Origin of the sequence: Nocardioides alpinus (assembly GCF_900112035.1) — a bacterium.
GTDB lineage: Bacteria > Actinomycetota > Actinomycetes > Propionibacteriales > Nocardioidaceae > Nocardioides > Nocardioides alpinus.
On record NZ_FOKC01000009.1, the window covers coordinates 15,666 to 36,665 of the forward strand.

The 21,000-nt window shown below is 71.7% G+C and carries 22 protein-coding genes, 1 tRNA gene and 1 other RNA gene; 11 read left to right on the forward strand and 13 right to left on the reverse strand.

Going from position 1 to position 21,000, the window contains the following annotated elements; all coding sequences use genetic code 11:
- The first annotated feature begins 131 nt into the window (after nucleotides 1-131).
- The 3 genes from BM127_RS16345 (at nucleotide 132) to BM127_RS16355 (ending at nucleotide 1,642) form a co-directional block, all read left to right on the forward strand.
- Nucleotides 132-203: transfer RNA gene (locus BM127_RS16345), tRNA-Val, on the forward strand.
- 126 nt (nucleotides 204-329) lie between these two features.
- Nucleotides 330-716, forward strand: a complete 387-nt coding sequence (locus BM127_RS16350; protein ID WP_139227760.1) for a hypothetical protein — start codon at nucleotides 330-332, stop codon at nucleotides 714-716.
- Nucleotides 717-748: 32 nt separating this feature from the next.
- Nucleotides 749-1,642, forward strand: a complete 894-nt coding sequence (locus BM127_RS16355) for a serine/threonine-protein kinase (RefSeq protein WP_091200214.1) — start codon at nucleotides 749-751, stop codon at nucleotides 1,640-1,642.
- A gap of 26 nt (nucleotides 1,643-1,668) precedes the next feature.
- Here the strand turns inward: BM127_RS16355 and BM127_RS16360 are convergent, their stop codons facing one another.
- The 3 genes from BM127_RS16360 to BM127_RS16370 are packed head-to-tail and all read right to left on the reverse strand — an operon-like array spanning nucleotide 1,669 to nucleotide 4,155.
- Nucleotides 1,669-2,340 (reverse strand): response regulator transcription factor, encoded by a 672-nt coding sequence (locus tag BM127_RS16360; RefSeq protein ID WP_091200217.1) that lies wholly within the window; start codon nucleotides 2,338-2,340, stop codon nucleotides 1,669-1,671.
- Nucleotides 2,325-3,728: a sensor histidine kinase gene (locus BM127_RS16365; protein WP_175507428.1), complete on the reverse strand. Its 1,404-nt coding sequence runs from the start codon at nucleotides 3,726-3,728 to the stop codon at nucleotides 2,325-2,327. The genes BM127_RS16360 and BM127_RS16365 overlap by 16 nt, the downstream gene beginning before the upstream one ends.
- A gap of 40 nt (nucleotides 3,729-3,768) precedes the next feature.
- On the reverse strand, nucleotides 3,769-4,155 hold the full coding sequence (locus BM127_RS16370) for a hypothetical protein (protein ID WP_091200221.1): 387 nt from the start codon (nucleotides 4,153-4,155) through the stop codon (nucleotides 3,769-3,771).
- A gap of 134 nt (nucleotides 4,156-4,289) precedes the next feature.
- On the opposite strand from BM127_RS16370, the gene BM127_RS16375 reads away from it, so the two are divergent.
- From BM127_RS16375 to BM127_RS16390, 4 genes are read left to right on the forward strand one after another with little or no spacing between them, the layout of a single operon-like run.
- Nucleotides 4,290-5,822, forward strand: coding sequence for an AMP-binding protein (locus tag BM127_RS16375; RefSeq protein WP_091200223.1), 1,533 nt, complete (start codon nucleotides 4,290-4,292; stop codon nucleotides 5,820-5,822).
- Nucleotides 5,823-5,839: 17 nt separating this feature from the next.
- The gene (locus BM127_RS16380; protein WP_091200224.1) at nucleotides 5,840-6,661 is read left to right on the forward strand and encodes a Nif3-like dinuclear metal center hexameric protein; all 822 of its coding nucleotides are present in this window, start codon (nucleotides 5,840-5,842) and stop codon (nucleotides 6,659-6,661) included.
- A complete protein-coding gene (locus tag BM127_RS16385) occupies nucleotides 6,658-7,398 on the forward strand; it encodes a zinc ribbon domain-containing protein (RefSeq protein WP_091200227.1) in 741 nt (246 codons plus the stop codon). Before BM127_RS16380 ends, BM127_RS16385 begins: the two co-directional genes overlap by 4 nt.
- A gap of 26 nt (nucleotides 7,399-7,424) precedes the next feature.
- On the forward strand, nucleotides 7,425-8,516 hold the full coding sequence (locus tag BM127_RS16390; protein WP_091200230.1) for an FUSC family protein: 1,092 nt from the start codon (nucleotides 7,425-7,427) through the stop codon (nucleotides 8,514-8,516).
- Between the two features lie 7 nt (nucleotides 8,517-8,523).
- On the opposite strand, the gene yaaA is transcribed toward BM127_RS16390, so the two are convergent.
- A complete protein-coding gene (gene yaaA / locus BM127_RS16395) occupies nucleotides 8,524-9,303 on the reverse strand; it encodes a peroxide stress protein YaaA (protein ID WP_091200477.1) in 780 nt (259 codons plus the stop codon).
- A gap of 50 nt (nucleotides 9,304-9,353) precedes the next feature.
- On the opposite strand from yaaA, the gene BM127_RS16400 reads away from it, so the two are divergent.
- Together BM127_RS16400 and BM127_RS16405 are read left to right on the forward strand one after the other, a co-directional pair.
- Complete coding sequence (locus BM127_RS16400) at nucleotides 9,354-10,805, forward strand: RNB domain-containing ribonuclease (RefSeq protein ID WP_091200233.1); 1,452 nt, start codon at nucleotides 9,354-9,356, stop codon at nucleotides 10,803-10,805.
- 181 nt (nucleotides 10,806-10,986) lie between these two features.
- Entirely contained in the window at nucleotides 10,987-11,874 is an 888-nt protein-coding gene (locus BM127_RS16405; RefSeq protein ID WP_091200234.1) for a DUF559 domain-containing protein, read from the forward strand.
- 112 nt (nucleotides 11,875-11,986) lie between these two features.
- Here the strand turns inward: BM127_RS16405 and rnpB are convergent.
- The 5 genes from rnpB to map form a co-directional block, all read right to left on the reverse strand.
- Nucleotides 11,987-12,378: RNase P RNA component class A (rnpB, locus tag BM127_RS16410), an RNA gene on the reverse strand.
- A 33-nt stretch (nucleotides 12,379-12,411) separates the two neighbouring features.
- Nucleotides 12,412-13,251 (reverse strand): transglutaminase family protein, encoded by an 840-nt coding sequence (locus tag BM127_RS16415; RefSeq protein WP_198554365.1) that lies wholly within the window; start codon nucleotides 13,249-13,251, stop codon nucleotides 12,412-12,414.
- The gene (locus BM127_RS16420) at nucleotides 13,251-14,180 is read right to left on the reverse strand and encodes an alpha-E domain-containing protein (RefSeq protein WP_091200236.1); all 930 of its coding nucleotides are present in this window, start codon (nucleotides 14,178-14,180) and stop codon (nucleotides 13,251-13,253) included. The genes BM127_RS16415 and BM127_RS16420 overlap by 1 nt, the downstream gene beginning before the upstream one ends.
- Nucleotides 14,174-15,802, reverse strand: a complete 1,629-nt coding sequence (locus tag BM127_RS16425) for a circularly permuted type 2 ATP-grasp protein (RefSeq protein ID WP_091200238.1) — start codon at nucleotides 15,800-15,802, stop codon at nucleotides 14,174-14,176. The genes BM127_RS16420 and BM127_RS16425 overlap by 7 nt, the downstream gene beginning before the upstream one ends.
- A gap of 82 nt (nucleotides 15,803-15,884) precedes the next feature.
- Nucleotides 15,885-16,733 carry a type I methionyl aminopeptidase gene (gene map / locus BM127_RS16430; RefSeq protein WP_091200240.1) on the reverse strand — a complete coding sequence of 283 codons (849 nt, stop codon included), beginning with the start codon at nucleotides 16,731-16,733 and terminating at the stop codon, nucleotides 15,885-15,887.
- A 23-nt stretch (nucleotides 16,734-16,756) separates the two neighbouring features.
- Here map and BM127_RS16435 point away from each other — a divergent pair, with 23 nt between their 5' ends.
- Nucleotides 16,757-16,981 carry a hypothetical protein gene (locus BM127_RS16435; RefSeq protein WP_175507429.1) on the forward strand — a complete coding sequence of 75 codons (225 nt, stop codon included), beginning with the start codon at nucleotides 16,757-16,759 and terminating at the stop codon, nucleotides 16,979-16,981.
- Here BM127_RS16435 and BM127_RS22365 read toward each other — a convergent pair whose 3' ends face one another.
- Complete coding sequence (locus BM127_RS22365) at nucleotides 16,982-17,527, reverse strand: hypothetical protein (RefSeq protein WP_175507430.1); 546 nt, start codon at nucleotides 17,525-17,527, stop codon at nucleotides 16,982-16,984.
- Nucleotides 17,528-17,600: 73 nt separating this feature from the next.
- Here BM127_RS22365 and BM127_RS16445 point away from each other — a divergent pair, with 73 nt between their 5' ends.
- On the forward strand, nucleotides 17,601-17,879 hold the full coding sequence (locus tag BM127_RS16445) for a hypothetical protein (protein WP_139227761.1): 279 nt from the start codon (nucleotides 17,601-17,603) through the stop codon (nucleotides 17,877-17,879).
- Between the two features lie 21 nt (nucleotides 17,880-17,900).
- Here BM127_RS16445 and panB read toward each other — a convergent pair whose 3' ends face one another.
- From panB to BM127_RS16460, 3 genes are all read right to left on the reverse strand, one after another.
- The gene (panB, locus tag BM127_RS16450; protein WP_091200246.1) at nucleotides 17,901-18,749 is read right to left on the reverse strand and encodes a 3-methyl-2-oxobutanoate hydroxymethyltransferase; all 849 of its coding nucleotides are present in this window, start codon (nucleotides 18,747-18,749) and stop codon (nucleotides 17,901-17,903) included.
- A 126-nt stretch (nucleotides 18,750-18,875) separates the two neighbouring features.
- Nucleotides 18,876-20,015: a PQQ-dependent sugar dehydrogenase gene (locus BM127_RS16455; protein WP_157829592.1), complete on the reverse strand. Its 1,140-nt coding sequence runs from the start codon at nucleotides 20,013-20,015 to the stop codon at nucleotides 18,876-18,878.
- A 44-nt stretch (nucleotides 20,016-20,059) separates the two neighbouring features.
- A complete protein-coding gene (locus BM127_RS16460; protein ID WP_091200251.1) occupies nucleotides 20,060-20,941 on the reverse strand; it encodes a GNAT family N-acetyltransferase in 882 nt (293 codons plus the stop codon).
- Between the last annotated feature and the right edge of the window lie 59 nt (nucleotides 20,942-21,000).

Below are 21,000 nucleotides of genomic sequence, written 5' to 3' on the forward strand. Positions count from 1 at the left end.
GTAATCTTTTCCTTGTTGAGCCGCTGGTGACCCGAGACGCCAGCGGCTCAACTCATTTCATTTCAGGTTGTGGATCGGGTGTCCGCCGCGATGACCAGCACCCCGACGCGGTCCCGTAGTGTGTGCCGCGCGCGTCGGTAGCTCAGCGGTAGAGCACTCGGTTTACACCCGAGCGGTCGGCGGTTCGAAACCGTCCCGACGCACCCTCCGACTCGTCCTCCGCGGCTGCATGAGAGCCCTCTCATCAGCGCCTCACCGAGGGCTCACGCCGCGACTGCAGGCTTCTTCTCATCCACCGGGGCCGCTGGCCCCCGACGAGAGGAACCATGATGAGGAAGCTTCTTCCCACCGCCCTGCTGAGCATCGCCGGAATGGCCGTCATCGGCCTGGTCGGCATGTCCGCACCCGTCGTCTCCTCGGCCGCCGACGAGGCCGCCAAGCGCGAGGACGACACCCCCTCGCTGGTGCTGGTCGCCGACGACGATGACGACGACACCAACGACGACGACGATGACGACAACACCCGTGACACGCGGACCGGGGCGAGCGCCAACACCAACGACAACACCGCCAGCAACTTCACCGGTGTGAGCCGCGACCGCGACAACAGCCGCGGCGACAAGACCCGCGACTGGACCCGTGACGGCGGCGACAAGACCCGCGACAAGACCGCGAACCAGACCAACGACCGCAGCCGCAACGACACCCGCGGCTGAGCGACGCGTCGACGACCGGAGGGCAGGGACACATGGGTGCCACCACCGCCACCACCAAGGACAGCTGGGGCTTCGCCGAGGGCGACCAGATCACCGCCGAGCTGAGCGCCCTCAGGCTGCTCGGCGGCGGGTCGGCCTTCGAGGCGTGGCTGGCCTTCGACGAGATCACCTTCTCGCCGGTGGTGGTCAAGGTCCTGCGTCCCTCCCAGGTCGAGGACGAGTCCTCCCGGCGCGGTCTGCGCCGGGAGGTCCTCGCCCTCGCCGAGATCAACCACCCCGTGGTCGTCCGCGGGTTGCGAGGCGCGGCCGACGACGTACGTCCGCACGTGGTCCTCGAGTGCATCGACGGTCCGCGGCTCTCCAGCCTGATCCGTCGCCACGGCAGGCTGCAGGACTACCAGTACCTGCCGCTGGCGATCGACATCGCCGCGTCGCTGCACTACTTCAGCCGGATCGGCTGGACGCACCTCGACATCAAGCCGAGCAACGTCATCATGGGCTCCCCGGCGCGCCTCATCGACCTCTCGGTCGCGCGCCCCGAGCCCGACGCCCGCCGGCTCTCCTACCCGATCGGCACCGACGCCTACATGTCGCCCGAGCAGGCCGACCCCGGTGCCCGGGTGCCGTCGTACGCCTCGGACGTCTGGGGACTGGGTGCGACGCTCTTCCACGCCGTGGCCGGGCAGAAGCCCTTCGCCGACGGTGATGCGCGAGCCGACGACATCGCCCTGCGCTTCCCGCAGCTAACGTCTGCGCGGGCTCCGCTGCCCGACGACGTCCCTACCGACGTCGCCCGGGTGATCGACGCCTGCCTGCAACCCGACCCTGCCGACCGGCCGCTCCCGGCCGACGTCTCCGACGCCCTCCAGCCGGTGCTGGAGCGGCTGCCGCGCGGATCGCTCGGCGCCTTCAAGATCCGCGGCTGACCAGCCCTTTCCACGGGGCCGGTCGCTCAGGGGTTCAGTCGGTAGCCGACACCCCGGACCGTCGAGATCGCCGACCCGCCCAGCTTGCGGCGGAGGTAGCCGACGTAGACGTCGACGACGTTGGAACCCGGGTCGAAGTCGTAGCCCCAGACCAGGTCGAGCAGCTGCTCCCTGGTGAGCACCTGGCCCGGGTTGAGCAGGAAGATCTCGGCGAGGGCGAACTCGCGGGCGGAGAGCTCGTGCTCGCCCTGCGGTCCGGAGACCCGGCGCGTACGCCGGTCGAGCCGCAGTCCGCCGACCACGAGGTCGTCGCCGCTGGGGGCCGCGTCGGGCGGCGCCAGGCTGCGCAGGCGCAGCCGGATCCGCGCCATGAGCTCGGCGAACCGGAACGGCTTGGCCATGTAGTCGTCGGCACCGCTGTCGAGCGCGGCCACGGTGTCGGTCACCGAGTCGCGCGCGGTCAGGATGATGACGGGCATCCGGCTGCCCTGGGAGCGGAGCTGGTCGAGCACCTCGAAGCCGTCCATGCCGGGCAGCCCGATGTCGAGCACCATCAGGTCGAAACGACCGGACATGGCCTCGTCGAGGCCGCCCGGGCCGTCGTGGACCGTCGTGGGCTGGTGGCCCTCGGCCCGCAGGCCCTTGGCGATGAAGGCAGCGATGCGCTGCTCGTCCTCGACGATCAGGATCTGGGCCACGAGGTCTCCTGGGAGTGGTCGGTGGGGAGGGTGAGCTCGACGCGGGCTCCGTGGGGCTCGGCGTCGTGGATCGCGACGGACCCGCCGTGGGCCTCGACGATGGCGTGGACGATCGAGAGGCCGAGCCCGAAGCCCTCGTCCCCGGGTCGCACCCGGCTGCGGCCGAAGCGCTGCAGCACGGTGTCGCGATCAGCCGGGTCGATGCCGTCGCCGGTGTCGCGCACCCACAGTCGTACGACGTCGTCGGTGCGGGAGGACCCGAGGGCGATCTCGGCCCCGGGGTCGGTGTGCTTGACCGCGTTGTCGGCGAGCTGGAGCAGTGCCTGGGTGATCCGCTGCTCGTCGAGCCGGGCCGTGCCGCTCGCGACACCGTCCAGGGTCCAGTCGCGATCACCCAGCCCGCGGGCCTTGGCCAGCACCGTCTGGGTCAGGGTCTCGAGGTCGGTGTCGCCGACGACCAGGAAGTCGGGGCGCCGGCTCTTGGCGAGCAGGATGAGGTCACCGACCAGGCGTGACATGCGGTCGATCTCGTCGAGCAGGAGCTCCTTGGTCTCCGCGCGCTCGGCCGGGTCGCCCTCGTCGAGCAGCTCCAGGTGCCCACGGAGCACAGTGAGGGGCGTACGCAGCTCGTGGCCGGCGTCGTCGAGGAACTGGCGCTGGTCGCGGAACCCGTCGTCGAGGCGCCCGAACATCGAGTTGATCGTGCGCGTGAGCGAGGTGATGTCGTCGTTGCCGCGCTCGGGGATGCGCCGCGACAGGTCGGTGGTCGAGATGTCGCGGGCGGTCTCCTCGAGGGTGCGCAGGGGAGCGAGCAGCCTCCCGGACTGCAGCGCCCCGAGGCCGGTGATGAGCAGCAGCGAGAGGAAGGCGACCACGCTGTAGGTGCGCAGGGTGCTCTCGAGCTCCTCGTGCTCGTCGGCGAGGAAGTTGACGATGACGAGCGAGCCCTCTCCCTGGGCGTTGCGCACGGGCACCAGGGTCACCCAGACCTCGCCGAAGGCCTCGGAGTCGAGGATGCTCGTGCCGCCGTCGTCCGCCCGGTCCTCGAGCACGCGGAGGTAGGCCGGTTCGTCGAGGAACTCCTGGCCGTAGCGGTTCAGGGTGCGGATGGTGCGGGCGCCCTCGACGTAGCCGACGAGCATCTCGTCGTCGTCGGGCACGTTGCGGGTCAGGAAGACGTCGAGCAGCCTGCCGACGTCGTCGAAGGGCTCCCCGGTGTTGGGGTCCCTCCGGAGCTCGCGGAACTCCGCGATCTCCTGGGTGATCTGGCTCGTCACGAGACGCTCGATCCGCGCCGACTCGAGGGCGTACACGAGCAGGCCGGCTCCGGCCATCGCCACGGCGGTGAGGAGGGCGATGACGGTCGCGATCCGGGTCCGGACGGACACCCGGGCGAGACGACCCCTGAACCGACCACTGCGCGGTCGCTCAGTCGTCGGTGTCGTCACCGTCGTCGGTGTCGTCCCCGTCGTCCCCGTCGTCATCGTCGTCGTCCCTCTCGTCCTGCACCGGCGCGGGGGTGACGACCCTGGCCTCGTTGTCGTCCGAGCCGTCGTCCGAGTTGTCGTCCGGCGACGGTGTGGGCTGATTGTCCCTCGGAGGGGAAGGGCGCGGCGGTGAGGGCTTCGACGTGGTCCTCGGCGTCGGCTCCGTCGTCGGGGTGGCCCCCTCCGACTCCGGCTCGACGTCGTTGACGTAGACGGTGCCCTGCTGCTCGGGGACCTCGCCCCCGGCGCTCGCGAGGGTGCCGGCGACGTAGGCCACGAGCGGGACCACGAGCGCCAGGGCGATCAGCGCCTTCGCGAGGGGAGTCATGGGCGCCACGGTGCGCCGCGTTCGTGGCCCGCTCATGAGAGCAGCATGAGAGGGCTCTCATCATCGGGCGCGGGGGCACGCGAGTGCGCTCGCACCATCGTTTCGCCAACCCTGCGCGTGCCAGAGTGTCGGGCATGATCGTCCCCTTCAGCGTCACCGACTTCATCGAGCGCGCCGCTGCCGTCTACGGCGACCGGATCGGCATCGTCGACGAGCCCGACCAGCCGGCCGCGTCGCTCGGCTCGCTGACGTACACCGAGGCGTACGACCTGGCGCGCCGGCAGGCTGCCCGCCTCGACGAGCTGGGCATCGAGGTCGGTGACCGGGTCGCGGTCATCAGCCACAACGCCGCGCGCCTGCTGACGTCGTTCTTCGGCGTGAGCGGCTCCGGGCGGGTGCTGGTGCCGATCAACTTCCGGCTGCGGCCCGACGAGATCGCCTACATCGTGTCGCACTCCGGCGCGCGGGTGCTCTACGTCGACCCTGAGCTGGTCGAGTCGCTCAAGGGCATCGACGTCGAGCACACCTTCGTGCTGGGGGACGACGAGTCGATGTTCGCCGCGCCGGGCGTCGAGCCGCGCCACTGGGAGCCGGACGAGAACGCGACCGCGACGATCAACTACACCTCCGGCACCACTGCGCGGCCCAAGGGCGTGCAGCTCACGCACCGCAACCTCTGGACCAACGCGCTCACCTTCGGGCTCCACGCCGGTGTCAGCGACCGCGACGTCTACCTGCACACGCTGCCGATGTTCCACGCCAACGGCTGGGGGATGCCGTTCGCGATGACCGGTCTCGGCGTGCCGCAGATCGTGCTGCGCAAGGTCGACGGCGCGGAGATCCTGCGCCGCGTCGAGCAGCACGGGGTGACCGTGATGTGCGCGGCTCCCGCGGTGGCCGCGGCGGTGCTCGAGGCCGCCCAGACCTGGGAGGGCGAGATCCCCGGGCGTGACAGGGTCCGGATCATCATGGCCGGCGCCCCGCCGCCGACGAAGACCGTCGTACGCGTGCAGGAGGAGCTCGGCTGGGAGTTCATGCAGATCTACGGCCTCACCGAGACCTCTCCGCTGCTGACCGTCAACCGCGCCCGTGCCGAGTGGGACGACCTGTCACCCGAGGAGCTGGCGACCAGGCTGGTGCGGGCCGGGGCTCCTGCGGTCGGCGTACGACTGCGCACCGACGATCACGGCGAGGTGCTGGCGCGGTCCAACGTCATCCTCGAGGGCTACTGGGAGCGACCGGACGAGACGGGCAAGGCGCTCGTCGACGGGTGGTTCCACACCGGTGACGGCGGGGTGATCGGCGACGACGGCTATCTCTCGATCAGCGACCGCAAGAAGGACGTGATCATCACCGGCGGCGAGAACGTGTCGTCGATCGAGGTCGAGGACGTCCTGTTCTCGCACCCGGCGGTGGCCGAGGTCGCGGTGATCGGCGTGCCGAGCGAGAAGTGGGGCGAGACGATCAAGGCGCTCGTCGTGCTCGCCGAGGGCTCGCGTGCTGATGAGGCCGAGCTGATCGCATGGTGCAAGGACAAGGCCGCGGGCTACAAGGCACCGACGTCGATCGAGTTCCGCGACGAGCTGGCGCGCACCGCGACCGGCAAGCTGCAGAAGTTCAAGCTGCGCCAGCCCTACTGGGAGGGGCAGGACCGGCAGGTCAACTGACCCGCGATACTGGCCGCATGACCTCGCTCGCGGACGTCGTCGACCTGCTGCACGACTGGTATCCACCGGCCACCGCCCACTCCTTCGACGCGGTCGGCCTGGTGGCCGGCGACCCGGACGCCGAGGTGGCCCGGGTGATGTTCGCGGTGGACCCCACGATCGAGGTCGCCCGAGAGGCCGTCGCGTGGGGAGCGGACCTGCTGGTCGTGCACCACCCGCTCTTCCTGACGCCCGTGAGCTCGGTCGCGGCGACCACGCCCAAGGGCCGCACCCTGCACGCGCTCACGTCCGGCGGGTGCGCACTGCTGACGGCGCACACCAACGCCGACCAGGCGGAGTCCGGGGTGTCGGAGTCGCTCGCGCTCGCCCTCGGGTTGCGGGACCTCACCCCCATCCAGGCGGAGGACGGGAGCACGACGACCGGCACCGGACGCGTCGGCACGATCGGGGCGACGACCCTCGAGCAGTTCGCGGCCCACGTCGCCGAGGTGCTGCCGCCGACGGCCCACGGCGTACGGGTCGCGGGGCGCGCAGACCGTGAAGTGCGACGGGTCGCGGTGTGCGGCGGGGCCGGTGACTTCCTGCTCGACGAGCTCGTCGGGAGCGACGTCGACGTCTTCCTCACCAGCGACCTGCGGCACCACCGCGCGGGGGAGTTCCTCGAGCACGGGGGACCCGCCCTGGTCGACGTCGCGCACTGGGCGGCGGAGTGGACCTGGCTCCCGGTGGTGGAGGGTCGGCTGCGCGCGGCCATGGGCGATAGGGTCGAGACCCGGGTCAGCACGTTGTGCACCGACCCGTGGACGTTTTCGCTACTGAAGTCCCAGGAGAGCCGTTGAAGGCCGATCCCACCCACCAGCGCGCGCTGCTCGAGGTCGCCGATCTCGACTCGCGTGCCCACCAGCTGCGTCACCAGCGCTCCCACCTCCCCCAGCTGGCCGAGATCAACGCCCTCGGTGCCGAGCGCACCGCCCTCACCGACCAGGTGCGCGACGCCCGCATCGTCGTGGACGACCTCACGGTCGAGCAGGCCAAGGCCGACCGCGAGGTCGAGTCGGTCAGGAACCGTCGCGAGCGCGACCGCACGCGGATGGACACGGGGCAGATCACCAACCCCAAGGACCTCGAGCGCATGCAGCACGAGCTGGTCTCGCTGGAGCGGCGGATCACGACGCTGGAGGACGCCGAGCTCGAGGTGATGGAGGCGCTGGAGGAGGCCCAGCAGCTGCTGTCGGGCCTCGGGGTCCGCGCCGAGGACATCGACGCCCGCCTGGGCGAGCTGACGGCGTCGCGCGACGAGAAGCAGGCCGAGATCGACGCCTCGCTCGCCGAGCTCACCGCCGGCCGCGACCCGTTGCTCGAGGGGATGCCGGCCGACCTGCTGGCGCTCTACGAGCGGCTCCGCGAGCAGAAGGGGGTCGGCGCCGCGCTGCTGCGCGACCGCCAGTGCGGTGGCTGCAACATGACCATCGACCCGTCCGAGATCTCGCGCATCCGCTCGGCCCCGGCCGAGGAGGTCGTCCGGTGCGAGGAGTGCCAGCGCATCCTGGTGCGCACCGACGACTCGGGACTCTGAGGGCCCCGGGGACCGGGTAGAGCCCGATGCGCCTCGACGCGGAGCTGATGGCCGCTCGCGGTCGTACGTCCCTGCGTGCCCGCGTCGCCCGGTTGCGCGCCAAGGGTTGGGTCATCGGCCAGTGCGCCATCGCTGCGGGAGTGGCGTGGTGGCTGGCCGCCGACGTCTTCGGGCACACGCTGCCGTTCTTCGCGCCGATCGCCGCCGTGGTGTCCCTCGGCATGTCCTACGGGCAGCGCCAGCGGCGGGTCGCCGAGGTGACGGTGGGCGTCGCGCTCGGTGTGCTGCTCGGTGACGTGACCACGCACCTCATCGGCTCCGGCGGGATCCAGATCGCCTTGATCGTCGCGGCCGGCATGTCGATCGCGCTGCTGCTCGACGCCGGGCAGCTGCTGATCATCCAGGCCGCGGTGCAGGGGATCGTGGTGGCCGCGCTGGCGCCGGCCCCGGGGGACGCCTTCCTGCGGTGGACCGACGCCCTCATCGGGGGTGCGGTCGCGCTCGTGGCCGCGACGGTCGTGCCGCGGGCACCGCTGCGCAAGCCACGCGACCAGGCAGCCGTCGTGGTCCGCAAGATCGCCGAGCTGCTGCGGTGTGCCGCCGACCGGCTCGGCGACGGCGACGTCGACCGCGCGCTCGCCATGCTGCGCGACGCCCGCTCCACCGACGTCCTCATCGCCGAGCTGCGCGCGGCCTCCGAGGAGGGACTGTCGGTGGTGAGCTCGTCGCCGTTCCGGCGCCGCCACGGGGAGCACCAGCGGCAGCTCGCCGAGCTCGTGGAGCCGCTGGACGTCGCGCTGCGCAACACCCGCGTCGTCGTCCGCCGGGTGGCGGTGGCGTGCTACCGCCGCGAGCCGGTCCCCAGGTCGTACGCGGGACTGATGCGCGACCTCGCCACGCTGGCCGAGACGGTGGCCGGGGAGCTGGTCGCCGACCGGATGGCCACGGCCGTCATCGACGACCTCGTCGCGCTGGGCCACGCCACCGCTGCGGTGGAGCACAGCGACGACCTGTCGGCCGAGGTGATCCTCGCGCAGGTGCGGTCGATCATCGCCGACCTGCTGGCGCTGTGCGGTGTGGATCCGCTCGAGGCGACGGACATGATCCCGCTGCGATAGTCCGCGCTCAGACCTGCGTCACCACGACGTCGAGCTGGGTGCCCTTCGGGGTGGGTGCGCCGAGCTCGACGGTCCAGCCGAGGCGGGTCAGGGTGTCGGCCAGGGCCTTCGGGGTCCTCGGGTCAGCGCCGTCCTCGAGGAGCGCGCGGACGATCCGGCCCTTGGTGGCCTTGTTGAAGTGGCTCACCACCGTGCGCCGGCCACCCGACTCGTGGAGGACGCGGACGGTCGCGACACGGCGGGCCACGTCAGGCGTCGGGCGCCAGAAGGCGGCGTACGTGCTGGAACGGAGGTCGACCAGCAGGCCCTGCCGCATGCCGTCGGTGATCGCCTCGCCGAGGACCTCGCGCCAGGCGCCGGCGACCGAGCCGACGCCGGGCAGGACGGCGTCGCCGGACAGGCGGTAGGCAGGGATCCGGTCGCCCGGCCGGACCAGCCCGAACAGCGAGCTGGTCACCGCGAGGCGCGACGTCGCGCGGCGACGGGCGGCGGGGGAGAGGGTCGAGAGGTCGAGGGCGTCGTAGAGGACGCCGGTGTAGATCGCGTCCGCGCGGGCGGTCGGTGCGACCTCGAGGTCGGCGTTGCGCTGGACCAGGTCGCGCTGGGCGGGGCCGAGCCCGAGCACCCCGGTGGCCTTCTCGGGCTCGTCGCGGCACAGGGCGACGAGCGCCTGCAGCAGCGTCTTACGCGTCCCGGTGAGGGTGGGCGCAGCCAGCGAGGTGAGGTCGAGGGGCTTGCCCCGGCGCGGAGCGGTCTTGCCCTCGCTGGGCGGCAGCAGGATCAGCACGGGCACAGGGTAGGCAGCGTCGGGAGCGCGCTCCCGGCTAGGGTCGTGAAATGCCCAGCAACCGTGTGGTGAAGGTCCGGACCAGTGGCCACAGCGTGTCCGCGCAGGAGATGCGCGACGGCATCGCCGCGATCCAGGACGAGCTCGAGGTCACGCCCGCCTTCCCCGACTCCGTGGAGCGGGCCGCAGCCGCTGCAGCCGCCGACCCGCGGCTCCCGCAGCTCGACCGCACGGACGTCGAGCTCATCACCATCGACCCCGAGTCGGCCCGTGACCTCGACCAGGCGATGCACATCGAGCGCGACGGCGACGGCTACGTCGTCCACTACGCGATCGCGGACGTGGCCGCCTTCGTGAGCGCCGGCGACCCCGTCGACGTCGAGGCCAACCGTCGCGGCGAGACGCTCTACGGGGCCGACTCCAAGGTCCCGCTGCACCCGCCGGTGCTGAGCGAGGGCGCGGCGTCGCTGCTCCCCGACCAGGTGCGGCCGGCGCTGCTGTGGACGATCAAGGTCGACGACACGGGCGAGGGCACGGACGTCAAGGTCGAGCGGGCGCTGGTGAAGTCGCGCGCCAAGCTGTCCTACGAGGGTGTCCAGGCCGACCTCGACGCCGGCCGGGCCGGCGAGCTCATCGGGCTCCTCCAGGAGGTCGGAGAGCTGCGCCTGGCACGCGAAGCAGCCCGTGGCGGCGTGTCACTGCCGCTGCCCGAGCAGGAGCTCGTCGAGAACGCGGAGGGGCACTGGGAGCTGGAGTTCCGGCGGCTGACGCCCGTGGAGAGCTGGAACGCCCAGATCTCCCTGCTGACCGGCATGGCCGCCGCGTCGCTGATGGTCTACGCCCGCGTCGGCATCCTCCGCACCCTGCCGCCGGCGGATCCCCGGGACGTACAGCGCTTGCACCGCACGGCGCGTGCGCTGGGCATCGAGTGGCCGGCCGAGCAGCTCTACCCCGACTTCATCCGCTCCCTCGACCCATCGAGGCCCGCGCACGCGGCGATGGTCGTCGCGTGCACGCGGCTGCTGCGCGGTGCCGGCTACGTGACGTTCAACGGCGAGCTCCCCGAGCAGGCCCAGCACTCGGCGCTCGCCTCGGAGTACGCCCACGTCACCGCGCCCCTGCGCCGCCTCGTCGACCGCTACGCCGGGGAGATCTGCGTGGCGCTCTGCGCCGGCACCGAGGTGCCCGACTGGGTCACCGCGGCGATGCCTGAGCTGCCCGACACCATGACCTCGTCGGGGCGACGCGCCAACCAGTACGAGAACGCCGTCGTCGACCTGTGCGAGGCCGAGCTGCTCAAGGAGCACGTCGGGGAGAGGTTCTCCGCGGTCGTGGTCGAGGTCTCGGAGAAGGACCCGGCCAGGGGCGACGTCACCATCGAGGACCCCGCCATCGAGGCGTCGGTGACCGGGGAGTCCGAGCTGCCGCTCGGCGGGGAGGTCTCGGTCGAGCTGGTGACGGCCGACCCGGCCACGCGGAAGGTCGCCTTCCGCCTGGTGTGAGGGCGTACGGTCCTGGGTGCCGGTGTGCGCGTCGGACAGGACGAAGTCGGTCCTGCGGGGGAGGTCGAGCGTGGCCTGCTCCGTTGGTCCCGGGTTTGTCCTGTCCGACACACAGGGGGCCTCGGACCGTGCCTGTGGAGAGCGCGAGCGCGCCGGTCGGTGGCTGAGGCAGGGTCGCGGCATGAAGGCAGCGCCGGCACTCGAGCGACTCGGTGGCGTCGCATCGACGCAGGCCCTGCTGCGGCTCACCAACCGGCGCCAGATCCGACGAGCAGCCAGGCAACGAAGCATCATCAAGGTGGCGCGCGGTCGCTACGCCCTCCCCACTGCCCAGGCGGCCCGCGCCGCCGCGGTCGCGCTGTCGGGGGTCGTGTGCCTGCGCAGCGCCGCCGCCCATCACGGGTGGGAGCTCAAGACGCAGCCAGAGCTGCCCGAGGTGGCGATCAATCCTCGTCGGCACCTGCCTCGTGGGCGTCGCGCCGACGTACGGGTGGCCTGGATGAACGTCGCCGAGGATGACGTCGTGGCAGGTGTGACGACGCCGATGAAGACGGTGCTCGACTGCGCCCGCCACCTGCCGTTCGACGAAGCACTGGCGATCGCCGACTCAGCGCTGCGCTCGGGCTCGGTGACGCGCGCCGAGATGGACTCGGCCCAGGTCCGAGGCGCCGGTGCGGCCGCCGTACGACGTGTGCTGGCGCACGCCGACGCCCGTGCAGCCAACCCGTTCGAGTCGGTGCTGCGAGCTCTCTGCATCGAGGCGGGCCTGGACGTCGTGCCCCAGCAGGCGATCGACCTCACCACCGGGACCGTGCACCCTGACCTCGTCTGCGTCATCAGGCGTCTCGTCCTGGAGGCCGACTCGTGGTCCTTCCACGCGACCCGCAAGGCCCACAGGCGTGACTGCGTCCGCTACAACCTGCTGACGATCCACGGCTGGCGGGTCCTGAGGTTCACGTGGGAGCAGGTCATGCACGAGCAGGCGTACGTCCGCTGGGTGCTGCGGCTGATCGTGACCGGCCGTGTCGAACAGGACGAAGTCCCCCAGGCGGCACGACTGTCCGCATGAACGTCCGTCCGGGGCCGACTTTTGTCCTGTCGGACCCACACGGCGTGTCGGACAGGACGAACCCGGGAGGCCGGAGGCCGATCCAGGCGCGCAGGAGGCGGCGTACGGGGTGGGAGTGGGTCGGCCTGTAGGCCGGGTTCTGTCCTGCTTGCGCAGGGGCGACCATCCATCTGCGACGACCGTTGCCGGCCGCCTGGTGCGATCTACCCGGATGCTCGGGCGGGCAGCCCTCGAACGCATCCTGTCTGATCTTGCTCCGGGTGGGGTTTGCCTAGCTGCGCCGGTCGCCCGGCGCACTGGTGGTCTCTTGCACCACCGTTTCACCCTTACCGCTCCTCGTTGCCGAAGCGCGGAGGAGAGGCGGTCTGTTCTCTGTGGCACTGATCCCGCGGGTTTCCCCGGGTGGCTGTTGGCCACCACCCTGCCCTGTGGAGCCCGGACCTTCCTCGACCCACCACCTGGGTCGTGACCCAGGGTGCGGACCGCGGCCGCCCGGCCGACCCACTCGTCGCGGAGTCTAGCCCCGCCGGAGCGCGGTCACGCGATCCGCGTGACGTCGACCCGGACGAACATCGAGGAGGTGCCGGCTCCGGAGAAGATGCCGTGCAGGGGGCGTACGTCGAGGTAGTCGCGGCCGGTCGCCACGACCACCCAGCGATCGCCGGGCTCGAGGTCGTTCGTGGGGTCGAAGCCGTGCCAACCGTCGTCCCACCACTCCACCCAGGCGTGCGACTCGCCCTGCACGGTCTCGCCGATCCGGGCGTCGGCCTGGGGGTGGAGGTAGCCGGAGACGTAGCGGGCCGGGATGCCGATCGTGCGCAGGCAGCCGAGCACGAGGTGGGCCATGTCCTGGCAGACGCCGCCCCGCTGGGCCCAGGCATCGACGGCCGAGGTGGTGGTGTCGGTGCTGCCGGGGCGGTAGTCCACCTCGGCGTGCACCAGCGCGCACACCTCGCGCGCGGCCTCGCCGGGGGAGCCGGCCGCCGCGGCGATCTCACGCACCCGGGCCGCCAGGTCGTCCGGCGGGGCGACGAGAGGCGGGAGGGCGAGGTACTCGGTCCACCGGTCGGCGACACCCGGCGTGGCCAGGTCGTCCCACCCGAGCGCCGGGAGGGTGGCCGGCGGACGGTCGGTGTGCACCGTCGAGACGGCCGTGACGGTCATCGACTCGTGCGGGTCCAGCACCTCGAAGGACGTGACCTCGTTGCCGAAGTAGTCGCGGTAGTCGTAGGTCCACGGCGTGGGCGAGACGCCGAGGCGGGTGTGCACCACGATCTGCCCGGGTCCCGTCTGCGGGGTCATCCGGGCCTGGTTGTACGACGCCAGCGCGAGGCCGTCGTACTCGAAGCCCGTCGTGTGGACGATGCGCAGCTCCATCAGGTCCGGCCCCCCATCCAGTGCGTGCCCTCGGAGCCCGCGAAGTAACGGTTGCTGATCGCCTCGGTCGCGCGGGCACAGGTGAGCTGCAACCGCTCCATCTCGGCCGGCAGGTCGACGATGACGTCGGCGAGCGGGCGGTACTCGAGCTCGGCGCGGGTGCGGCCGATGAGCCGGTGGGCCTCGTTCTGGAAGCCGGCCCGCTGGCCGGACTCGAGGTTGTCCAGGCACTGCTCGGCGCGGGAGAGCGCGAAGACGACCGACCGCGGGAAGAGCCGGTCGAGGAGCAGGAACTCTGCTGCACCGCGCTCGGTCTCGAGGCCCTTGTAGGTGCGCAGGAAGGCTTCGTGGCCGCCGCACGCGCGCAGCGTGCTCGACCACGCGGAGCCGACGCCGCCGGCGAGCGCGGCCGTGGCCACCAGGCGCGAGGTCATGTCGGCGCGCTCGATCGTGCGACCGAGGATGAGGAACTGCCACCCCTCGTCGCGGGTCATCGTGGCGTCGGCGGCACCGTTGATCATGGCGGCGCGGTCGCGCACCCACCGGAAGCTGTTGCCGTGGCCCATCCGGCTGAACTGGCCGGTCGCGACGTGGCGATGGGTGGTGTTGAGCGCCTCCCACATGGTCACCGAGAGGGTCTCGCGGGCCCGACGGGCACTCTCGCGCGCGGCGCCGAGCGCGCCGGCGATCGAGGCGGGCGCCGTGGGCTCGTAGGCCAGCAGCCAGAGCACCGACTGCAGGTCGACCGCCTGGTCCTCGGGCAGGTCGACCCCCATCACCGACAGGAGGTTGCGACAGGTGGTCTCCTCGTCCGCCGTGGAGTCCTCGAGGAGCAGCTGCGTCTGGACGTCGAGGATGCGGGCGGTGTCCTCGGCGCGCTCGACGTAGCGGCCGATCCAGAACATCGACTCGGCGATCCGGCTCAGCACGCTGCACCACCGTCGACGTCGGTGCCGGACGCGACAAGGGATTGTTGTTGCTGTTGCTGTTGCTGTTGCTGCTGCTGCTGCTGCTGCTGGTCATCGCTCTCGCCGCCGAGCTCGTCCATCGCCGGACCCAGGCTCGGCGGTCGTCCGAGCGGCACGAGCGTCGGCGGCTCCTCGCGCGGGACCGGGTGGGTGCTCGAGCTGGCCAGCACCCAGGTGTCCTTGGACCCGCCACCGCGCGACGAGTTCACGATGAGCTCGCCCTCCGCGAGGGCGACCCGGGTGAGCCCGCCCGGGAGCACCCAGACGCGGTTGCCGTCGTTGACGGCGAACGGTCGCAGGTCGACGTGGCGGGCGGCCATCGTGCCGTCGACGTACGTCGGGACGGTGGAGAGCTGCACGACGGGCTGGGCGATCCAGGCGCGCGGGTCGAGCATGACGCGGCGACGCAGGTCGTCGAGGTCGGCGCGGTCGGCCTGCGGCCCGATCACGATGCCCTTGCCGCCGGATCCGTCGACGGGCTTGACGACGAGCTCGTGGAGCCGGTCCATGACCTCCTCGCGGGCGTCGGCGTCACCGAGGCGCCATGTGTCGACGTTCTTGAGGACCGGCTCCTCGGAGAGGTAGTAGCGGATCAGGTCGGGGACGTAGGTGTAGACGAGCTTGTCGTCCGCGACGCCGTTGCCGACGGCGTTGGCCAGCGTCACCTGGCCGCTGCGCGCGGCGTCGATCAGTCCGGGGCAGCCGAGCAGCGAGTCGCCGCGGAAGTGGACCGGGTCGAGGAACTCGTCGTCGACGCGGCGGTAGATCACGTGCACCGGCTCGAGCCCGTGCGTGGTGCGCATCATGACGCGGCCGCGGCGGCACTGCAGGTCGCGGCCCTCGACGAGCTCGACGCCCATCGTGCGGGCCAGCAGGGCGTGCTCGAAGTAGGCGCCGTTGTACACGCCCGGGGTCAGCACGACGACCGTCGGGTCGGTGACGCCGGCGGGCGCGGCGGCGCGCAGGGCGGCGAGGAGCCGCTGCGGGTAGCTCGCGACCGGGCGGATCCGGTGGTGTGCGAAGGCCTCCGGCAGCGCGGCGGCGATCGAGCGGCGGTTGGTCATGACGTACGACACCCCCGAGGGCACGCGTACGTTGTCCTCGAGGACGCGGAAGTGGCCGTCGACGTCGCGGATCAGGTCGATGCCCGAGACATGGACGCGTACGCCGTTGGGTGGGCGCACGCCGCCGGCCTCGCGGTGGAAGTGCGACGACGTGGTCACCACACCGCGCGGGATCACGCCGTCCTGGAACACCTGCCCCGCGTCGTAGACGTCGGCGAGGAACGCCTCGAGCGCTCGCACCCGCTGCCGGACCCCGGCGTCGACCTCCTGCCAGGTCTCCATCTCGATGACCCGCGGCACGATGTCGAGCGGGAACGCCCGCTCCTCGCCGCCGATGTCGAAGGTGACGCCCTGGTCGAGGTAGGCCGTCTGCAGGGCCTCGACGCGCGCCCGTACGTCGTCGGGGTCGAGGTCGGCGAACGAGCGGCTCAGCGTGAGGTACGGCTCGCGGGCCGTGTCCGCGTCGAACATCTCGTCATAGGCCTGACCCGTGGCGTAGTCGTCGAACAGGCGTGGCATGGTCGGACTCTAGGCCGAAACCGTGTCGCCCGTGTTGCGTCGGCACGCCGCGTGTTTCGGCGGTGTGTCGGTGCCCGACGGGTCAGGGGTGGGTGAGGACCTCGGCGCCGGTCTCGGTGACCAGCAGGGTGTGCTCGAACTGCGCCGAACGGCGACGGTCCTTGGTCACGACCGTCCAGCCGTCGTCCCACATGTCGTAGTCGGGCGTGCCGAGGTTGAGCATCGGCTCGATGGTGAAGGTCATCCCGACGCGGATCTCGTCGTCGAAGCGGGCGTCGTCGTAGTGGGGGATGATCAGGCCGGAGTGGAACGACGTGCCGATCCCGTGGCCGGTGAAGTCGCGCACGACGCCGTAGCCGAAGCGGCGCGCATAGGCCTCGATGACCCGGCCGATGATGTTGACGCGGCGACCCGGCTGCACGGCCTTGATGGCACGGTCGAGGGCTTCCTTGGTCCGCTCCACCAGCAGGCGCGACTCCTCGTCGACGTCGCCGGCGAGGAACGTGGCGTTGGTGTCGCCGTGGACGCCGTCGAGGAACGCGGTGATGTCGATGTTGACGATGTCGCCGTCCTCGACGACGCGGCTGTCGGGGATGCCGTGGCAGATCACCTCGTTGACGCTCGAGCACAGCGACTTGGGGAAGCCGCGGTAGCCCAGCGTCGACGGGTAGGCGCCGTGGTCGCAGAGGAACTCGTGGCCGATGCGGTCCAGCTCGTCGGTGGTCACGCCCGGCACGACGTACGAGCCGACCAGCTCGCGGGCCTGGGCGGCCAGCCGGCCCGCGACCCGCATCTTCGCGATCGTCTCGGCGTCCTTGACCTCCTCGCCGGTGAAGCGCTGCGGCGCCGCCTGGTCGACGTACTCCGGACGCACGATGGAGGCGGGGACGACGCGCCGCGGTGAGATGGGGGCAGGGGCTACGGCAGACACGACCGCGAGTGTAGTTTCGGGTGATGAGCGAGAACGAATACTGGTTCTGCCTGACCCACCACGCGGTCGAGGGCCACGACGGCTGCAAGAACGCCGACCGCCTCGGCCCCTACGCCTCGTCCGAGGAGGCCTCCCGCGCGCTGGAGAAGGTGCAGGAGCGCAACGAGGCCTGGGACAACGACCCGGACTGGAACGACGACAGCTCCGGTCCGGGCAACGGCCTCACCGACGGCACGCCCGAGCGCTGATCACTTCTTCTTGTTCTTCTTCCCCTTCACCGGTGACGCCGACTGAGCCAGGTCGGCGGCCGAGCGCACGCTCTTGAGCGCCCGCTTGGTGTTCTTGTCGACGGCCTTCGTCAGCTCGGTGATGGCGGCTTCGTACTGCTTGCTGACGCGTGCGGCGGTCTCGGCGGCCACACGCTCGGCGGTCTCCGTGGCGACCTTCTGGATGAGCGCCGCCGTGGTCACGGCCTGGGCGCCGACGTCGACGGCCCGTTCGGTGGGCGACTTCCGCGCGGCCGTGGCCACCGGCTTGGGGCCGGGCGGGGAGGTCCGGGTGGGAGTCGTGCGCTTGGCCGTGGTCCGCTTGGCGGGGGCCTTCTTCGCGGGTGTCTTCCTGGCGGGGGCCTTCTTCGCTGCGGTGGTGGTCCTGGCTGCCGCTGTCTTCGTGGCTGCCGTCTTCGTTGCTGCCGTCTTCCTTGCAGGAGTCGTCCTGGCGGGTGCCTTCTTGGCAGGGGCCTTCTTCGCCGTCGTCTTCTTGGCGGGCGCCTTCTTGGCCGGGGTCTCGCTCACAGCTCACTCCTCGCGTCGGTGGATGCCTGATCCTCCCGCGCGCCGGTGCGGTTGTCACGGCTAGCGTGACGCCGTGCGCCCGCCCCCGGTCCGAGAACCCCTGTCGCCGTGGCCCTTTGCGGGCCTCGTCGGTCTCGCGTGCGTGGCCTTCCTGATCGGAGCGACGCCGATCGCGGTGGCTGCCCCGTGGTGGGCCATCGCGCTGCTGGTGGTGCTCTGGTTGGCGGCGCTCGTGCTCGCGATCGGCTGGTTCACGGCGCGACCGAAGGCGGTCGCGCTCGTCCCGGTGGTGCTGGCACTCGTGTGGCTCGCCGCGGTGCTCGGCGGCGCGAGGTACCTCGGCTGGGCGTGATCCCACAACCGGCCCGTGACCTCAGAACGTGTGGTCGGGTCCCGGGAAGGTGCCGCCGCGGACGTCGTCGGCGTACGCCCGGGCTGCGTCGAGCAGCACCCCGTGCACGTCGGCGTACTGCTTGACGAAGCGCGCCATCTTGCCGGTGCGCAACCCGAAGGCGTCCTGCCACACCAGCACCTGGCCGTCGCAGCCGACGCCGGCGCCGATGCCGATCGTGGGGATGACCAGCTCCTTGCTGATCTGCTCGGCCACGTCGCCGGGCACCATCTCCATGACGACCGCGAACGCACCGGCCTCCTGGACCGCGCGCGCGTCGGCCATGATCCGGTCGCTGGCCTCGCCGCGCCCCTGGACGCGGTAGCCGCCGAGGGTGTGCTCGGACTGCGGGGTGAAGCCGATGTGGGCCATCACCGGGATGCCGCCCCGGGTGCACTTCTCGATGACCGGCGCCATCTCCGCGCCGCCCTCGAGCTTGATCGCGTGGGCGCCGGCCTCCTTCATGAAGCGGACGGCCGTGAGGTAGCCCTGCTCCGGTGAGGCCTGGTAGCTGCCGAACGGGAGGTCGCCGACGACCATCGACCGCTTGACCGACCGCGCGACGGCGCGGGTGAGGGGGAGGAGCTCGTCGACGGTGACGGGGAGCGAGGTCTCGTTGCCGAAGACGTTGTTGGACGCGGAGTCACCGACGAGGAGGAGGTCGATGCCGGCCTCGTCGAAGGTCGCTGCGGTGTACATGTCGTACGCCGTCAGCATGGTGATCTTCTCGCCGCGCTCCTTCATCTCCCGCAGGTGATGGGTGCGTACGCGCCGGGCGGGTGCGGTCGCGGCCGCCGGGCCCGATCCGTAGGGGGCAGTCTCTTCAGCCATGGTCGCTCCTCGTCATCTCGCGGCTCCCCGACTGGAGTCCACGGACCACTCCTCAGGCTAGTGCCGACCGACCGGTAGCGACCCTGTGGCACGGGTCACGTCGGCCCTGTCCGTCGGCACCGCTCGTCAGCGGGGCGAGACGCGCACGACCCGGTCGTCGGTGCCGTTGTCGGTCGTGAGCAGCAGGTCGCCGTTGCTCGCGGACGTGATCGAGCGGACCCGTCCGAGACGCTGGAGGCTCCTGGGCCTGGTCACCGAGACGAGGCCGCCGCCTGCGTCGAAGCGCATGAAGAGGACCTCGGAGTCCTTCAGGGCAGCGACGGCGAGCGTGCCCTCCAGGGAGCCCCACTCGGCGCCGCGCACCCAGGAAGCGCCGGAGGTCGCGATGGTCGGGTCGCCCGAGGACCACTTCGCGTCCTGCTGCTGGCCGGGCAGGGACTGGTCGGTCATGGGCACCGACTCGTTGTAGCCCGGGACCGGGTTCCAGCCGTAGTCGCCGCCGGGGACGAGGAGGTTGACCTCGTCGTCGCGGTAGCTGCCGTGCTCGACCGACCAGAGCGACCCGTCGGCGCGCTGCGCGAGCCCCTGCACGTTGCGGTGGCCGTAGGTCCAGACGAACCGTCGGGCCGAGGACGCCTCGGCGTAGGGGTTGTCGGCCATCGGCGCCCCGGTTCGCCGGTGGATGCGCAGCACCTTGCCGCCGAGGGAGTCCAGGTCGCGCGGGTTGGTGCCGACGGCCGCATCGCCGGTGCCGACCACGAGTCCGTCGCCCGAGCGCTCGAGGAGGAGGCGGCAGCCGCCGTGGCGGCCGCTCGTGGCGGGCAGGCCCGCGATCAGGGTGCGCCGGCCGGACAGCGATCGCCAGCGCCTGTCGACCCGCCACCGCGTCACCCGCACCCCGTTGCCACCGCCGGTGGTCGCGCCGTGGCACGCCCAGAGGGTGCGGGACGCGGCGTCGACGGCCAGCGACATCAGGCCGGTCTCGCCGGAGACCCAGACCTGGTTCGAGAGGTCAGCGAGGGTGCGGCGCTTGCCGTTGCGTACGACGCTGATGCGGGCACGGTCGCGCTCGGACACCACCAGCCGACGCCCGGGCGCCTGCTGGACGTCCCACGGGTGCTGCAGGCCGCCGGCGACCGTACGGATCTTCAGCGCGGGGGCGGCTGCGCGCGACTCCGTGGCTGGGGGTGACGCCGAACCGGCGACCACGGGAGCGAGCGCCAGTGCGGTGGCGAGGGCGAGGGACGTACGCAGGAGGCGAGGCACCCCCACGACGCTAGCCGCCCGGTCGGCCGTTGTGAACGGTGCGCTCAGGCCAGGGGCAGGGCTCGAGCGACCTGGATGCCGGTCCGCGTGGTGGCGTAGCCGAGCCGGGTGTTGAGGCTGCGCATCGCCGCGTTGCCGTCCTGGGTCCAGGTGTAGACCTCGGCGATCCCGTGGTCGGCGGCCCATGCCAGTGTCCGTTGCTTGAGGTGGATCGCGAGGCCCCGTCCGCGCCAGTCGCCGCGGACCGCGGTGAGGGAGTTCTCCGCGCGGGTCGGGTTGTCGGAGTCGAGGCCGAGCCCCGCGCAGCCGACGACCTCGCCGTCGTGGAGGGCGAGAAACATCGGCTCGCCCAGCCAGTCCCGCGTCCACCGCTCGAGCGTGACGTCCAGCGGGGTGTCGACGGCGAAGCCGCCGAGCGCCTCCCGGCCGAAGGTCTCGAAGCACCCGGGCCACAGCTCGGGACGGTCCTCGGCCGTCACCACCTCGACCCCGTCGGGGAGTGGCGCGACGTCGGGTGCCGACGCGAGGACGTACGTCTGCTCGACCTCGCGGTTGACCTCGGCGAAGCCGAAGCGCTGGGCGAACAGCAGGGACGGCTCGTCGTCGACGCTGCCGCGCACCATGGGCAGGCCCAGTGACGCGACGTGGTCGGCGAGGCGGTGCAGCAGCGCGGTGCCGACGCCACGGCGTCGGTGCTCGGGCAGCACGCGGGGGATGACGCCGCCCGAGGCCGCGCTCTCCGCGCGCTGCGCCAGGCCGTGCCCGACGACGGTGCCGCCCTCGCGGGCGAGCAGCAGCAGGCGGTCGGGGGAGTCGCCGGCCCGGAGCTCGGCCAAGGACTGGGTCCGCTCGAACGGGATGACCGCGATCCGCACCTGCCGCCACGCCTCGTAGTCGGCGTCGGTGGTGCAGGGGGTGATCTCCATGGATCCACCGTGGCGCACGGTCGGCAGCTCGCGCCAACCATTTCGGGGGCGCCGGACGC